The sequence below is a fragment of the Duganella sp. GW821-FHT07G03 genome, from assembly GCF_059418605.1.
The window spans coordinates 1-15,154 of record NZ_JBWKQE010000032.1; the positions used below are offsets into that span (position 1 = coordinate 1).

Annotated in this window: 16 protein-coding genes; 1 reads left to right on the top strand and 15 read right to left on the bottom strand. The window is 63.7% G+C overall.

The window, feature by feature from the left end; all coding sequences use genetic code 11:
• The 6 genes from AC07OK_RS28040 to AC07OK_RS28065 all read right to left on the bottom strand — a co-directional run.
• A partial coding sequence (locus AC07OK_RS28040; RefSeq protein WP_494693349.1) for a hypothetical protein occupies window positions 1-437 on the bottom strand: 437 nt, incomplete at its 3' end.
• Between the two features lie 151 nt (window positions 438-588).
• Window positions 589-912, bottom strand: a complete 324-nt coding sequence (locus AC07OK_RS28045; RefSeq protein ID WP_494693350.1) for a hypothetical protein — start codon at window positions 910-912, stop codon at window positions 589-591.
• Window positions 913-971: 59 nt separating this feature from the next.
• Window positions 972-1,490 carry a GNAT family N-acetyltransferase gene (locus AC07OK_RS28050; protein ID WP_494693351.1) on the bottom strand — a complete coding sequence of 173 codons (519 nt, stop codon included), beginning with the start codon at window positions 1,488-1,490 and terminating at the stop codon, window positions 972-974.
• Window positions 1,491-1,562: 72 nt separating this feature from the next.
• Window positions 1,563-1,775 carry a DUF6434 domain-containing protein gene (locus AC07OK_RS28055; protein ID WP_494693352.1) on the bottom strand — a complete coding sequence of 71 codons (213 nt, stop codon included), beginning with the start codon at window positions 1,773-1,775 and terminating at the stop codon, window positions 1,563-1,565.
• A gap of 18 nt (window positions 1,776-1,793) precedes the next feature.
• Window positions 1,794-3,107, bottom strand: coding sequence for an ABC transporter permease (locus AC07OK_RS28060; RefSeq protein ID WP_494693353.1), 1,314 nt, complete (start codon window positions 3,105-3,107; stop codon window positions 1,794-1,796).
• A gap of 10 nt (window positions 3,108-3,117) precedes the next feature.
• The gene (locus AC07OK_RS28065) at window positions 3,118-4,059 is read right to left on the bottom strand and encodes an ABC transporter ATP-binding protein (RefSeq protein ID WP_494693354.1); all 942 of its coding nucleotides are present in this window, start codon (window positions 4,057-4,059) and stop codon (window positions 3,118-3,120) included.
• A gap of 162 nt (window positions 4,060-4,221) precedes the next feature.
• Between AC07OK_RS28065 and AC07OK_RS28070 the strand changes: the two genes are divergently transcribed.
• Window positions 4,222-4,611 (top strand): SPW repeat protein, encoded by a 390-nt coding sequence (locus AC07OK_RS28070; RefSeq protein ID WP_494693355.1) that lies wholly within the window; start codon window positions 4,222-4,224, stop codon window positions 4,609-4,611.
• 30 nt (window positions 4,612-4,641) lie between these two features.
• Here AC07OK_RS28070 and AC07OK_RS28075 read toward each other — a convergent pair whose 3' ends face one another.
• From AC07OK_RS28075 to AC07OK_RS28115, 9 genes are all read right to left on the bottom strand, one after another.
• Window positions 4,642-5,922: an EAL and HDOD domain-containing protein gene (locus tag AC07OK_RS28075; RefSeq protein WP_494693356.1), complete on the bottom strand. Its 1,281-nt coding sequence runs from the start codon at window positions 5,920-5,922 to the stop codon at window positions 4,642-4,644.
• Between the two features lie 87 nt (window positions 5,923-6,009).
• Window positions 6,010-6,777, bottom strand: coding sequence for a class II glutamine amidotransferase (locus AC07OK_RS28080; RefSeq protein WP_217945119.1), 768 nt, complete (start codon window positions 6,775-6,777; stop codon window positions 6,010-6,012).
• A 53-nt stretch (window positions 6,778-6,830) separates the two neighbouring features.
• Window positions 6,831-7,088, bottom strand: a complete 258-nt coding sequence (locus AC07OK_RS28085) for a BTH_I0359 family protein (RefSeq protein ID WP_020704859.1) — start codon at window positions 7,086-7,088, stop codon at window positions 6,831-6,833.
• Window positions 7,089-7,357: 269 nt separating this feature from the next.
• On the bottom strand, window positions 7,358-7,780 hold the full coding sequence (locus AC07OK_RS28090) for a GTPase (protein WP_494693357.1): 423 nt from the start codon (window positions 7,778-7,780) through the stop codon (window positions 7,358-7,360).
• 16 nt (window positions 7,781-7,796) lie between these two features.
• Entirely contained in the window at window positions 7,797-8,510 is a 714-nt protein-coding gene (locus AC07OK_RS28095) for a response regulator (protein WP_217945121.1), read from the bottom strand.
• A gap of 63 nt (window positions 8,511-8,573) precedes the next feature.
• Entirely contained in the window at window positions 8,574-10,871 is a 2,298-nt protein-coding gene (locus AC07OK_RS28100) for a sensor histidine kinase (RefSeq protein ID WP_494693358.1), read from the bottom strand.
• Window positions 10,872-11,396: a DUF4390 domain-containing protein gene (locus AC07OK_RS28105; protein WP_229211637.1), complete on the bottom strand. Its 525-nt coding sequence runs from the start codon at window positions 11,394-11,396 to the stop codon at window positions 10,872-10,874.
• A gap of 121 nt (window positions 11,397-11,517) precedes the next feature.
• Window positions 11,518-12,921 carry a 16S rRNA (cytosine(967)-C(5))-methyltransferase RsmB gene (rsmB, locus tag AC07OK_RS28110; protein ID WP_494693359.1) on the bottom strand — a complete coding sequence of 468 codons (1,404 nt, stop codon included), beginning with the start codon at window positions 12,919-12,921 and terminating at the stop codon, window positions 11,518-11,520.
• Window positions 12,922-13,005: 84 nt separating this feature from the next.
• On the bottom strand, window positions 13,006-15,135 hold the full coding sequence (locus tag AC07OK_RS28115; RefSeq protein ID WP_494693360.1) for a peptidase domain-containing ABC transporter: 2,130 nt from the start codon (window positions 15,133-15,135) through the stop codon (window positions 13,006-13,008).
• Window positions 15,136-15,154 lie beyond the last annotated feature (19 nt).

Consider the following 15,154-nt stretch of genomic DNA (forward strand, 5'->3'; position numbering starts at 1 on the left):
CTTCGCCATCCAGTTTGAAGACCGGGTGCCGCAGGCTTAAACGAAAACCCGTTTACACAGAATACAGTACACCCCCTTATTTCCGACAGAAGAAAGGCCTTTTTCTTCCACGGTACGCTTCCATAGCTGAGAACCACGCCGTCCTCAATTTTTATGAGCGGAGTTCTTCCTTGATAGATTCCAACAACTATGCCGAAAATTCCGACAACACAGAGCAGTGCTACCGCAAAATAATAAAAAAGATCAGGAATTTCTTTCTGGTGGCGCAGCCAAATGCTGAAGAACTGCGGGATAAATATCAAGAGGAAAATAAATCTAACAGAAGCCTGATTGACATTTTTCCAGCGGCGCAGAACTGAGTCCTGGGCGACGTTGGGATCTCGAGCTTTGTATAGCAATTGATCGCCTATCACGTCAACCTGTTCTTTTGATAGCATTCTTGATTCCGATTATATTCAAAGGGGGATAGCTAAACGAGATCGCCATCACGGTCCCATCGATACATATGATTCGCATTGGGTGCCACCTCAATGTCCGTTACTGGCCGAACTCGGCCGGCACGGTTCGGCTGAACAATTGTGCAGCCAATTACTCAAAAGGCCCTTGAGAAAAAACTACCTCACCGGCGCGGTACTCCCTAACCCAAACATCTCGCAGTTCCTCTCCACGGCCTTGCAGGCCAAAAGCAGCGTCAGGTTGCAATCTCGAAGTAAAAAGAAAGATGTCATCAACCATAGATGTGCATAAACGAAACGTTGCCTCACGGTCAATAAATAGTTTTTCCACATCTTTAAGTACATCATGATGAATACCATTTTCATCCAATTCCATTGTCAGTGGCACTCTTATTGATTCAAAGTCCAGCTCAACATCATCTATATACTGTAAATTAACCCAGTTGTAAAAGCTCATAAATTTTCCTTGCAGTACTTTTATAATTAAAATTCAGAGGTCTGATTTTAGCTGTGGATTCACGCGCGCTCACGCATGTAACTGCTGATTGCCTTGCCGTTCAGTTCAGTCTCCATTTCGTAGCTCATTCCCAGGCGCTCGGCAACGCGTCGCGATGCATCATTGCCAGAACTGATAAGAGCCCTGACTTTCAATTCGCGGCGAACCTCGAACACATAATTCAAAACTGCCGCGGCCGCCTCGTTCGCAAATCCTTTTCCCCAGAATGCGCGGTAGGTATTCCATCCCATTTCCATCATGGTTGATTGTTCGCGAAAGAAGGCTCCCACACTGCCGACGAGTTGGCCGGTCTGCTTGTCCTCCATAGCCCACCACCCAGCGCCGTCCACGAGCCACAATCCTGAATGTGACGTGAAGATTCTCCAAGCCGTTTGGCGGTCAGCTGAGCCCAAATGAGCGGAGCTTTCCGGATTCGCCAAATGGTCTGCAAATAAGTCGAAATCGGCGCGCCGATATTCACGGAGCGTCAGTCGTTCCGTCTGAAGGTGTGGTACCGAAATGGTAAACGCGTGATTCATCAGCGGTGTCCCTTTGTGTGTGAATGTTGATTACCAGTCCGGTACTGGCCGAATGCTGGCCTCCCTCAGGAGCTATCGCGCCACCCGGCGTCGCGACCATTCATCAGCCACATCGCCCATGTTCTTCGCAGCTCCGTTGCGCACCCAGGCCATCAGTTCACGGTCGAACTTGAACTCCGGCCCGCACTGACGAATAAGAAAGCGCCGCACGTTTTGCGTGTTCCTGTAGTCGGAATCAACTTCGGTTGCACGCGAAATTTCTCCACCATGCCAATCAAATGTCATATTCCAGAACTCCCTTGACTACTTCTGATCGCGCAGGAACTTCCAGCCGGCGAGTCCGCCGAACACGGCGGCAAAGCCCAGTTGCACCGCGATCGGCGCCAGTACGCCGCCCAGCCCCAGGCCGCGCCAGGTGACGGCGTCGAAACCGTCGACCGCCCAACGCGTCGGCACCACCAGCGTGAGCTGCTGCATCCATTCCGGGAAGATGAAGGACGGCACCCAGGCGCCACCCAGCATCACCATGATCAGCGTGGCGAAGGTGGCGATGCCGCGCGCCGCTTCCGGCGTCTTGCCGAAGGCGGCGATCAGCAGGCCGAAGGCCGCCGTCATCAGCGCAAAGCTGGCCGCCATGCCGAGGAAGCCAGCCACGCTGCTGATCTGCACCTTGAAGATCAGCATGGCGCACACAAACATCGCGCACATCAGTCCCAGGGCGATGATGGCGCCGGAAATGGCGCGCGCCATCAGCACCGTGGCCAGCGACACCGGCGCCGCCAGCAGGCGGTTCCAGATGCCCATGCGGCGCGCCAACAAGATGCCGATGCCCATGTCGATGCCCATGAACAGGATGAACTGCACGCCCATGCCGGCAAACGAGTGCGCATAGCCGTTGTACTTGGGACCGCTGCTAAGCGCCTGGTCCTGCGTGGTGTAAGGCATGCTCATGCCGGCCGGCGCCTCGGCCGGCGCCGGCTTGCCGCTGGCCTTGGCGGCGGCTTCCTTCTCGGCGTCGGCAGCCACGCGCTGGTCCTGGTATTTCTTCAGGCTGGTGAGGAACTCGCTCAGCTGCGCCCTCTCGGGATCCTTGGCGGCCGTGTCGCGCAGCTCGGCCAGCTGCCGTTCCGTGGTCTTGTTGCCCTTGGGGCTCATGGCGGCGGCGCTGGTCACTTGCATCACCTGCTGCGTCAGCAAGCCCTTCACCATGGCCAGCATGGTCGATTGCGAGGGGTCGTAGTAGACCGGCAGTTGCGGCTTGTTGTGGCCGCTGAACAGCGCGTCGGCGGCCTGCTCGCCGAAGCCGGCGGGGATCACCACCGCCACCGACAGCTTGCCGTGGCGCACCCGGTCCTGGGCCTCGGCGTCACTCAGTTCGATGATCTTGAGCGCGCTGTCGGCTTGCAGGCCGGCGGCGATTTTCTTGCCGCTGTCGGACTGGTCCAGCTGTACCAGGCCGACTTCGATCTTGCTGGTCTTGGCTTCCGAGCCGCCGCCAAACAGCGAACCGAAGAAGGCCGCCAGCACCACCGGCATCAGCAGGTGCAGCATCAGCGCGCGCTTGTCGTTGAGATAGAGGATCAGGTCCTTGCGAACCAGGGCGATCAAAGCAATCATGGTGTTCCTATCAGTCGCGCAGGTTGCGGCCGGTCAGGTTGAGGAAGATGTTTTCCAGCGAAGTCTTGGCGGTGGCGAAGTGCAGCAGCGTCACGTCCTGCGCGGCCAGCCAGGCCAGCGTGGCCGCCGCGTGCGCGGCGTCGGCCAGGCCGATGTCGAGCGCGTTGGCCTCCCTGTGCACGCCGGTCACGCCGGGCAGCGCCTGCACGCCGGACAGCAGCGCGGCCGACGGCGCGGCGGCCAGCTCGGCGCGCAAGGCGGCCTGCGCCGGCAGGCGCCGGTACAGCGCGGCCGGGGTTTCGTCGGCCAGCACCTTGCCGTGGTCGATGACGACGATGTGGTCGGCCAGGCGCTCGACTTCCTCCATGTAGTGGCTGGTGTAGATCAGCGAGCGGCCTTGCGCCTTCAGCGCTTCCAGCGTGTCGAAGATGGCGTTGCGGCTTTGCGGATCGACGCCGACGGTGGGCTCGTCGAGGATCAGCAGCTGCGGATCGTGCAGCAGCGCGGCGGCGATGTTGAGGCGGCGCTTCATGCCGCCCGAATAGGTCGATGGCCGGTCGTTGGCGCGGTCGGCCAGGTTGACCAGCGCCAGCGCCTGCTCGCAGCGCTGCTTCAACAGCGCGCCCTTGAGGCCGTACAGCGCGCCGAACAGCTTGAGATTTTCCAGCGACGACAAGTCGTCATACAGCGCCAGGTCCTGCGGCACGAAGCCGATCTTGCGCTTGGCCTCGCTGGAGCCCTGGCCGATGGGCGCGCCGTCCATGACGATGCTGCCGCTGTCGGCGCTGAGCAGGCCGCAGATCATGCCGACGGTGGTGGACTTGCCGGCGCCGTTGGGGCCGATCAAGCCGACCGTCTGGCCCTGCTGCACCTGGAACGACACGCCATCGACCGCCTTGCGCGCGCCGTAGGATTTGGAAACCTGATTCACGCTGAGTAAAACCGATGCCATAAGCCATACCACCATATGTTTTCGATAAGGGGCAAGCATAGCGGCGAGATGCCTGAATGGCAAGGCCGGAGCGGCTGGCGTGAACTTTTGCGTTGTTGCGCGGCCTAAGAATGAACGCCGCCATCCGGCGGCAGGTGTTGACTAGTAACCAGGGAGGCAGATATGGCAAACAATCTGGCAAACAATCCATCACTCAAACGCTGGCAGGATCAGCTGATCCTGCTGCTGGGGCTGTGGTTCTTCATCTCACCGTGGGTGTTCGCTTATCCGATACCGTCGATCCAGGCATGGACCGCGTTCATTTCCGGCGCGGTGGTGGCGCTGCTGGCGGCGTTCGATCTGTACAAGACCTACTTCTGGGCCGTGGTGCTCAATCTGCTGGTGGGGATCTGGGTGGCGGCGTCGCCGTGGGTGCTGAAAATCGCCGACAACCGCGAGCTGATGTGGAACTCGGTGGTGGTCGGCATCGCCGTGGCGGTGCTGGCGCTGTGGGAAATGCGCACCGATCCCGAGCTGCACAAGCACTGGCCGGGCGCCGGCCACGCGACGTGACCTGACGCAAGCCACGTCCGGCGTGGTGCGTTACAGCGCGTAGCGCACCACGTTGTCGCTCCATTCGAAGGCGGCCATTTCCAGCTCCACCAGTTCGTCGGTGGACATGGCGAGGTCGCGCAAGGTCGGCACGATGTGGTCGTCCATTTCTTCGATGCGTTCGATGCATTCGGCCAGCTTGAGCAGGTCGCCGAAGAAGCCGCCCCGGTACAGCAAGGCTTCCGACACGTCCTCGTTGACCGGGATCTGCGACAGGATCTCGGCCATCGGGATGCCGAACAAGGTGTCCATCAGCGACATGATGCCGACCGTGAAGGCGACATCGGCCGCCTGCCGCTGGCTGGGACGCAGCTTGCCGGCCAACAGCTCCAGCAGGCGGCCGCGGGTGGTCGCCAGCATCAGCAGCGGCGTCATGCTGTGGCCGCGCTTGCTCGGCTCGGCGTACAGCATGATTTGCAGCCAGCGTTGCAGCTGGCGGCGGCCCAGGATCGTCACGGCCTGGCTCAGCGAATCGATGCGCTGGCGGGCGCCGACGGCCGGCGTGTTCACCAGGCGCAGCAGGTTCAAGGCCAGCGACACGTCGCGCTTGATGGCGCGCTCGATCTCCAGGTTGTCCGCATCCGAGGTGACCAGCGTCATCAGCTCCATCACCGCCAGTTGCGACGGCGACAGCTTCTTGCCGCTCATGATGACCGGCTTGGCGAAATAATAGCCCTGGAAGAAATCGAAGCCCAGGTCCAGGCAATTCTTGAATTCTTCGCGGGTCTCGACCTTTTCCGCCACCAGCTTTTTCTTGTCCTGACGGAAGCGCGGGGCCAGCTTCATCAGCGTGGACAGCGGAATATTGCGCATGTCCATCTTGACGTATTCGGTCAGCGGCAGCAGCGCGGCCACGTTGGGGCTGTCGCCGGTGACGTCGTCCAGCGCGAAGCTGAAGCCGTGGCCGGCCAGTTCCGTCATGCGCGCCAGCACCTGCGGCGTCAGCGGCATCGACGCGGCCACTTCCAGCACCACTTTTTCGCGCGGCAGGAAGGAGAAGATGTCGGTCATCAGGACGTCGGCATCCACATTGACGAAGCCCAGGGCGTCGCCGATGGTTTTTTCCATGCCCAATTGCGAGGCGTGGGCGATCACGGCCGCCGTGGCCGACAATTCGGTGGTGATGTGTGCCGGGCCGACCGGAGCGTTGCGAAAAAGCAACTCGTAGCCGAACAAGGTCTGGTTGCGGTCCAGGATAGGCTGGCGGCCCAGATAGAATTCGCGCACGCGCAGGCTACGCGGGCCGGTATCGTGTAGGGAGAGGTCGATCATCGCTTCTATCAGTACAAAACATGGGGCTAATATTTCGCCGTACTAATATTTTGACAGCAATACTTGCCCCTGTCTTGGATAATTTGGCTAGGCCTGCGGCACGCCGTCGATGAACAGTTTCAACTCGCCGGCGGCGAACGCCGTCCATTGTTCGTTGGTCGTCAACGGCTGGGTGACGATGATGGCGACGCGATCGTTGGGCGTGGTCACCTGCGAGAAATCCACGGTGACGTCCTCGTCCGACAGCTTGGCGGTGTCGAACGGATGCTGGCGCACCAGGTAGTACAGATGGGTCGAGCAATGGGCAAACAGCTCGCCGCCGGACGACAGCAGCATATTGAAGGTGCCGTAGCCGGCGATCTCGCGCGCCATCTCGGCCAGCGCCGCGCGCAGCTCGGCCAGCGGCGGGCGCTGCTCGCCGAAGCGGGCGCGCAGGTGCTGCAGGATGTAGCAGAACGCCTGTTCGCTGTCGGTCGTGCCGACCGGGCGGTAGGCGCCGTTGAGCACCGGCGCGAACTCCTTCAGGTCGCCGTTGTGGGCGAAGACCCAATACTGGCCCCACAGTTCGCGCACGAAGGGATGGCAATTCTCCAGCGCCACCTGGCCCTGCGTGGCCTTGCGGATGTGGGCGATGACGTTGGTGGACTTGATCGGGTAGCGCTTGATCAGCTCGGCGATCGGCGAGGCGATCGCGGCCTGGTGGTCGACGAAGTGGCGCACGCCGGCGCCTTCGAAAAAGGCGATGCCCCAGCCGTCATGGTGGGTGTCGGTCTGGCCGCCGCGCATGGCGAAGCCGGTAAAGCTGAACACAATGTCGGTCGGGACATTGCAGTTCATTCCTAGAAGTTGGCACATGGTCTGGTTCTCTGTTGTTACAGCAGAACCATACCATGCGCCGCCCGCTTTTTTCAGTGCAGCAGCACCGGATGGCTCATCAGCTCATCATAACTGCCCAAAAATTCATCGATTTCCGCCATCGTCGGTTCGCCGGCGATCAGTTCATTGACGTCGCGGCGAAAATTCTGCGCCAGGATGCCGTTGATAAAGATCTCCCGCTTGCCGCCTTTGTCGACGATTTCGTAGCCGCCGAAGCGCAGCGCGTCGAGGGTACGGTCCGCGCCAAATTCGACAACACTGTATTGCTCGCTGTTATAGATGAGGTTCATGTTGCTTCCTTTCACAAGGGGCGTAACACTTATCGGTTGCGCCTTCAGTACCGAAATGGGGCTGAAAGCGGACGATTCAAGGCCAAATCAAGGCCGATCAGCGGGCGGGGGAAGTGAACCGTTCCGCATAAACCGGGGGCGCCTGCCGCGCAGGCAACGCACATGGCTGCGTTACAAATGCTCGCGATAGCTCGCTATCGCTGCGCTTTGCGCCTTGCCCTGCGCGCCGCCCGCACGTCCTTCGCCCCCAATTTATGCGGCCCGGTCCACTACGCCGCGAGGTCGGATTGCAAATCCAGCAACTCACCGTAGGGCGCCTCGGACAGCCAGGAACGCAGCGGTTCGAGGTGCTCGGCGGATGCCAGGCTGATGTAGAGCCGCGCGGGAGGACGGCGCAACACACGATTCAATGTTACTCGCAAAATGAGATTGCCGCTGCAATGAAGACAGCCTGGGGCAATACGCAACACTTGCGGTACGGAATCTTGTTGTAGGGAATCTACTGCGGGGGGACGGTCGGCGGGGTCGAAGGCCAGTGCCGAACTTCCGTCCGACAGGCCTTCCAGGATAACGACGCTGGGCACACCGGTTGCCAGGTGTGCGGCGATGGCAGCTTCGCGCTCGCGGGCGCGGGAGCCAATGACCAGCCAGGTCGGCACCGGCGCCCGCTGGGGGGCTGCACCGGTGGACATGGGTCCGGTCACGGGCTCAGGCGCCCTTTTTTGCGAGTTTGCCCGGCTCCACACCCAATTGCTTGAGTTTGCGGTACAAGTGCGTGCGTTCCAGGCCGGTCTTCTCGGCCACACGGGTCATGCTGCCGCCTTCGCGGCCCAGGTGGTGTTCGAAGTACATGCGCTCGAAGGCGTCGCGCGCCTCGCGCAGCGGCAGGTCGAACGACAGGTTGAACATGTGGTTGTCGGCGCCGGCCACGGTGGCGCCGCCGCGCACGGAGATCGCCGCCGCCGGGTTGGGCTGGTTGAAGCCGGCGTTTTGCGCCTCCTCGACCTGGGCCGCCGCGATCGGACGCGGCGCCAGCGCCGGCGCGCGCACCGTTTCCTGGGCGCGGGTCAGGCCTTGCTGGACCGCCTTGAGCAGTTTTTGCAGGGCGATCGGCTTTTCCAGGAAGTTCAGCGCGCCGATGCGGGTCGCCTCGACCGCCGTATCGATGGTCGCGTGACCGGACATCATAATCACCGGCATGGTCAGCAAACCGTCGCGCTGCCACTCCTTGAGCAGGGTGACGCCATCGGTATCCGGCATCCAGATATCGAGCAGCACCAGGTCGGGCGCGCCTGCGGCCCGCGCCTCACGCGCCTGCTGGGCGTTTTCCGCCAATTGTATTGCGTGTCCCTCGTCGCTCAAGATTTCCGAGAGCAACTCGCGGATACCCATTTCATCGTCCACTACCAGAATGTTTGCCATCTTCCCTTGCCTTCCTCATTTCGCCAGCTCATGGCCGACAATGATTTTTTTAATCAGTGATACTTAGGTATTTTGCGACGTCGGTGCTAACTTTAACAGCAAAATCAATACCGACGCGCCACTTCTATCGACATGGTTCTGGATATCGATCCGCCCCCCATGTTCATCGATAATTTTTTTCACCATCGCCAGGCCCAGGCCGGTGCCTTTGGCCTTCGAGGTGACATACGGTTCGAACGCCCGCGCCAGGATTTTCGGCGCGAATCCCGGCCCGTTGTCGGCGATCGCCAACCGCACCGCGGTGCGCGTGCTGCCGTCCGCGCCCTGATAATGAATGGCTTCGCTGATCACGTCAATGTGCGCTTGCGGCGCGCCCTCCGGCCGCTCGGCCATCGCGTCCTGGGAATTCTGCAGCAGGTTGTGGATGACCTGGCGCAGTTGGGTCTGGTCGCCCATCACCATCGGCAGGCCGGGCGCCAGTTGCGGGTGGATGATGTCGTCGCCCTCGCCGCGCAGGTACAGGTGCAGGATCTCCTCCACCAGCGCGTTCAGGTCGAGCGGCTCGAGCACCGCCGGCGGCGTGCGCGCGTAATCGCGGAAATCGTCGACCATGCGCTTCATCGCCGCCACCTGGTTGACGATGGTGGCGGTGCCCTTGTTGAGCAGCTCCATGTCGGCCGGCGACAGCTTGCCTTCCAGTTTCATTTGCAGGCGCTCGGCCGACAGCTGGATCGGCGTCAGCGGATTCTTGATCTCGTGCGCCAAACGGCGCGCCACCTCGCCCCAGGCGATCGAGCGCTGCGCCGAGATGACGTCGGAAATATCGTCGAACACCACCAGGTAGCCGCTGCCGCCGCTTTCGACCGGCAGCCGCGAACCGCGCGTGAGCAGGGTCTGGTCGTTGTCGTCCAGGCTGGCGGAACGGCGCGGCACCTCGATCTGGCGCTGCCAGTGCATGCGCTGCAGGTTGCGCCCGGCCGCCGACTGCGCGCTCTGCGCCGCGAACGCCGCCACGATGGCGCCGCCGAATTCCTGCAAGCCTTCGATCTCGTCGAGCTTCTGGCCTATCATCGTCACGCCGGCCTGCTGCAGGATGCGCTCGACCGAGTCGTTGCAGCTGATCAGGTGGAATTCATGGTCCAGCACCATCACCCCGGCCGACATATTGGCCAGCACCGATTCCAGGTGGGCCTTGGCGTTCTGCAGCGCCGAGCGGTTGCGCTCGACGGCGCTGCGGGCGTCCGACAGCTGGCGCGTCATGGTGTTGAACGATTGCGTCAGCGTGCCCAGCTCGTCCGAGGTGGCGACGATCGGTCGCGGCGACAGGTCGCCCTCGGCCACCGCGCGCGTGCCTTCGGCCAGCAGCAGCAGCGGCTGGGCCAGGTCGCTGGCGATCAGGAAGGCGCTGGCGATGGCGCCGAACACCGCCAGCAGCAAGGTCAGCGTCAGGGTGACGATGTACATCTTGCGCAGGCCGACGCGCGCCACGAAGCGTTCCTTGTAGTCCGAATAGGCGCTGCGGATGGTCTCGCCGTCGGCCGCCAGCTGGGCCGGCGCCAGCTGGATCAGCTGCAGGTAGCGCGGCGCCAGGTGGGTGCCGTTGGCCTGCACCCGGTCCGGGATCGCCATCACCACCCGCAGCCGCAGCTGGCTGGTGCTGTCGACGGTGCTGACGGGGGCGTTGATCAGGTTGCTGCGCAGTTCGCTGCCGCCCTCGGGCGCGCCGTAGTTGTCGCTGTCCTTGGCCTTGGCCATCATTTCGCGGGTCGGCAGGTCGGCGCTGAGATTGCCGCTGCGGTTGGCGCGGGCGCTGATGATCAGGCCGCCCTCGGCGTCGACCACGATGGCGTTCTGCATGCCGGCCTGTTCCTTGACCAGCCCGGCCAGCGCGGCGCGCTCGGTGCCGTAGGGCTGCTCGGCCAGCTGCTGCACGGTCTTGCTGGCGGTGGCGGTCAGTTCCTTGAGCGCCGCGTCCAGGCCGGCGCGGCTGAGGTTGATGCCGGACTCCAGCGCCTCCTCGACCGGCACGTTGAACCACGATTCAATCGAATGGGAGACGAACTGCACCGACACCAGGAAGATCACCAGCCCCGGCAGCACGCCGATGGCGGCGAACAGCAGCACCAGCCGCGTCATCAGCTTGGAGCCGAACTTGCCGCTCTTGTAGCGGCCGTACAGGCGGAACAGCGAGACCGCCACCAGCAGCAGCAGCGCGCCGGCCACCGCCGCGTTCAGGCCCAGCAGCCAGGCGTAGTAGCGGTCGAAGAAGCCGGAATTGTCGGACGCGGAAGCGAGCAGGAACAGCAGGATACTGATGATGGCGCCGCCGACGACGGAAAAATACCGCAGGGCAGTGCTCACTTACTCCGCCTTGTACTGGAAGATTTTCTTGTCGGACGCCAGGCGCCATTCCGCGCTGTTGAGGGCCGTGACCTTGAGCGGCTTGGAGACATAGTTCGGGTCCAGCCCCATGCTCAGCTTGACGTTGTAGGTCTTGCCGACCTCCAGCGCGCCGCGCGGCGCCACCACCCAGCGGTTGGGGCTGCGGATCAGGAACAGCGCGTCGTCCAGGGTCGAGAAGGTCTGGCGCACATTGCCGTCGATGGTCACATGGTATTGGCGCGTCAGCACGTTGTAGTACAGGCTGATGGTCTGGCGCTTGACGATGGCTTTCTCGTCGAACCAGTACCAGCGCGGGCGGGTGAATTCGATTTCGGTGGTGAAGTACAGGGTCACGCCGTATTGCAGCGTGTCTTCCATGTCGTGGGTCAGCTCGAAGCTGTACTTGGCGTTGAGGCGGTAGCCCTCGTCGCTGGCCTCGATCTGCCAGCGGCGGATGTCCACGCCGTCGGCGGCGCCGGCCGTCTGCGGCAGCAGGCAGGCCATTATCAGCAGCAGTGGTCCGATCAGGAGGCGAAAAAATCGTGATGTCACGTGGGGGCCGGTGTTCAAAAGGTCCGTCGTTAGCGTATTGGCAAATATGCGGGTAACTAAGCGGGCAAAACGGTTACGCATTTTTCTGGAACAGCGCGTAGAACAAACCATCGTGATCCTGTCCTGCGCCACCGGCGGGGAGCAACTGGCCGGGCGCATCCAGCCGCACAGCCTGGTTGCGCACGGCAAAAGCGGCTGCCTGGGCTTCGGATTCCTGCGGCCACAAGGAACATGTCACGAATAGCAATTTACCACCCGGTGCGAGCATCTGCCAAAGGTTGTCGAGGATTTTGGACGAAAGTGTTGCAAGTTGGAGCGTGTCGCCCTTGCGGCGCAACCAGCGGATATCCGGGTGGCGGCGCACGATGCCGGAGGCCGTGCACGGCACGTCGGCCAGGATGCGGTCGAACGGCGTGCCGTCCCACCACTCGGCGCTCTGGGCGTCGGCGGCGCGCAGCGTGGCCTGCTGGCCGAGCCGCTCCAGGTTCTCGCCGACCCGGGTCAGGCGCTTGGCGTCGGCGTCCAGCGCCGTCACGCTGGCGGCGGCCAGTTCCAGGATGTGGCAAGTCTTGCCGCCGGGGGCGGCGCAGGCGTCCAGCACGCGCATGCCGTCCCGCACGTCGAGCAGCGGCGCGGCCAGCTGGGCGCCGGCGTCCTGCACCGACACCAGGCCGTCGGCAAAGCCGGGGATCAGGGTCACGCCGACCGGCTTGGCCAGGCGCACCGCGTACGGGCCGATCTGGGTGGCCGCCATGCCGGCCGCGTCCAGCGTGGCCAGGTAGTCGGCCATGCTGGTCTTGCGGACATTGACGCGCAAGGTGAGCGGCGGCGCGGTGTTGCCGGTCGCCAGCACGCCCTGCCAGTCCTGCGGCCAGGCGGCCTTGGCGGCGTCGATCCACCACTGCGGGTAGTTCCACTTGGCCACCGGCTGCAGCAGCGCGGTCTCCAGCAGCGTCTTGCGCTCGCGCAGGAAGCGGCGCAGCACGGCGTTGACCATGCCCTTGGCGCGCGCGGTGTCCGGATGGGCGTCGGCCGCCGTCACGGTCTGGTCGACCACGGTGAATTCTTCGTAGGGCTGGACTTCGTCCGGCGCCGTCATCAACGCCAGCGCGCAGGCCAGCAGGGCCGCCACCAGCGGCTCCGGCGCCTTGGGCGCCATCAGGCCGATCAGAATCTCGCTCTGGCCCAGCTGGCGCATGCAGCGGTAGGCGATGTCCTGCATCGCGCCGCGCGCCTGCGGGCTGGCGTCACCCTTGGACCAGACCTGGGCCAGCGCCTGCGGCAGATTGGTGCCGGTGCGGACCTGGGCCACCGCCTGGGCGGCGCCGATCAGGCTGTACGCCAGCGAATCAGGCTTGAGGCCGGTCTGGAAGCTGGTTTGCAGCGCCGGCTTGAGCTCGCGCGCATGGCTGGCGCGCAGCTTGGGCGCTGCCGCCTTGACGGGGGACTTCAGGGAGAGCGTCGGGCGCTTGTTCATATGCTAATTCCAGGTATTGCCGGCGGGCGTGATCGCGCAGTATACAGCAGTGCATATGACAAGGCGATGAAGCAAAGTGTAACGCTACATATTTGCCCCCTCCGCCGCCCCGCTGCCGTCCGCCAACGCCGCCCCGGCCGCGTCGCCGCGGCGGCGGTCCGACACCACGACGCCGCGCTCGAGCGTGATCACGCGGTCGGCGGCGGCGATGGTTTCGCGCCGGTGCGCCACGATCACGCGGGTGATGGTCAGCGCGCGCAGCGCGGCGTTGATTGCCGACTCGCGCTGCATGTCCAGGTGGGAGGTGGCCTCGTCCAGCACCAGCAGGCGCGGCTGCCGGTACAGCGCCCGCGCCAGCAGCACGCGCTGCTTCTGGCCGCCCGACAGCGTGGCGCCCATCTCACCGATGAAGGTTTCCACCCGCATCGGCATGCGCAGGATGTCCTGCTCGATGGCGGCCTGCTCCAGGCAGGTCCAGACCCGCTGGATGTCGATGTGTTCATCGAAGAAGGCGACATTCTCGGCGATCGTTCCGGCCAGCAGCTCGTCGTCCTGCATCACCACGCCCAGCGCCCGCCGCGACGCCTTCGGCCCCCACGACTCCAGCGAACGGCCGTCGAGCAGCACCTGGCCGGCGCTGGCCGGGTACAGGCCGCACAGCACCTTGAGCAGGGTCGACTTGCCGGCGCCCGAGGCGCCGACGATGGCGACGAACTCGCCCGGCTCGATGGCGAACGAGACGTCGCGCAGGATGGGCGGCTCCTGCGGCGCATAGGCAAAGCCGACGTGAACGAATTCCAGCGCGCCGGCGATATGCGGCTGCGCCACGCTGGCCTCGTCGATGCGCGCTTCCTTGGGCGTAAGCACGATGTCGGCCAGCCGGTAGGAATACATATCGGTCAGGCGCCAGTGGATGATCTGGTCGAACAGGGCGCTGGCGCGCGCCGAAAACTGCGCCTGGTAGGACATGAAGGCGTACAGCAGGCCGACCGACATGCTGCCGTCCATCACCGCGCGCGCGCCCAGGTAGATCAGGATCACGGTGACGCCGGTCTCCAGCAGGTTGTGGATGCCGCTGAAGCACAGGTTGGCCACGTTCTGCGCCTGCTCGCGCCGGATGGTGGCGGCGAACTTGTTGGCCCAGTCGCTCTCGCGCGTGCTTTCCGCGCCCATCACCTTCAATGTCTGGATCGCGCGGATGGTTTCGATGCGCTTGCCGTTTTCGGCGATGCGCGCGCCCAGCGCCTCCATGCCGAGGCGGATCGTCACCGGCAGCGCGGCCAGCCGCACCACCAGGTACAGCAGCACCGCCGCCAGCACCACGCCGGCCAGCTGCGGCGCGAACAGATACATCATGACCAGCGTGGCCACGGTCAGCAGGCCGTCCACGGCGGTGGTCACCAGGCTGCCGGAAATGAGGTCGCGCACCGGCGCGATCGAATCAAAGCGCGACAGCACGTCGGCCAGCTTGCGGCGCTGGAACCACGGCAGCGGCAGCCGCACCATGTGGCGGAACAGGCGCAGCGTCATGTCCCAGTTCAGCAGCGCCGACAGGCGCAGCGTGACGATGGCGCGCAGCGCGTCGGCGCCGGCGTTGAACAGGCCGAACAGGCCGAAACCCAGCGCCAGCGACATCAGCAGCCCATGGTCGCCCTTCAGCGCGGCCTGGTCGATCGCCAGCTGCATGTAGAACGGGCTGGCCACCACATACACCTGCAACAGCAGCGACAGCAGCAGGATCTGCAGCAGGCTGGCGTGCATGCCGGGCGCCAGCCGGAACCACGACCACAGGCTCAACGGGCTTTTCTGCTTGCGCCGCTTGAACTCCGGCGCCGGCGCCAGCTCCAGCGCGACGCCGGTGAAGAAGCGCGACACTTCGTCGATGCCCAGCTCGCTGCGGCCGCTGGCCGGATCGCTGATGCGCACGCTCGAGCCGCGCACCCGCTCCAGCACCACGTAATGCTGCAGCCCCCAGTGCAGGATGGCCGGGCAGCGCAGTTCGCCCAGTTCCTTCAGTTCGCAGCGCACCGCGCGCGTCACCAGCGCGTTGGCGGCGGCGATGTCGGCCACCTCCTTGAGCGTCAGCCCGCGCGAGGACACATGGTGCTTGCGCCGCAATTCGGCGATGTCGACCGGCGCGCCATGCGACGCCAGCACCAGCGCGACACAGGCCAGGCCGCATTCGGCCGCTTCGGATTGAAATGCTTGATACATAGTCGTCTGGCTCTCTGGT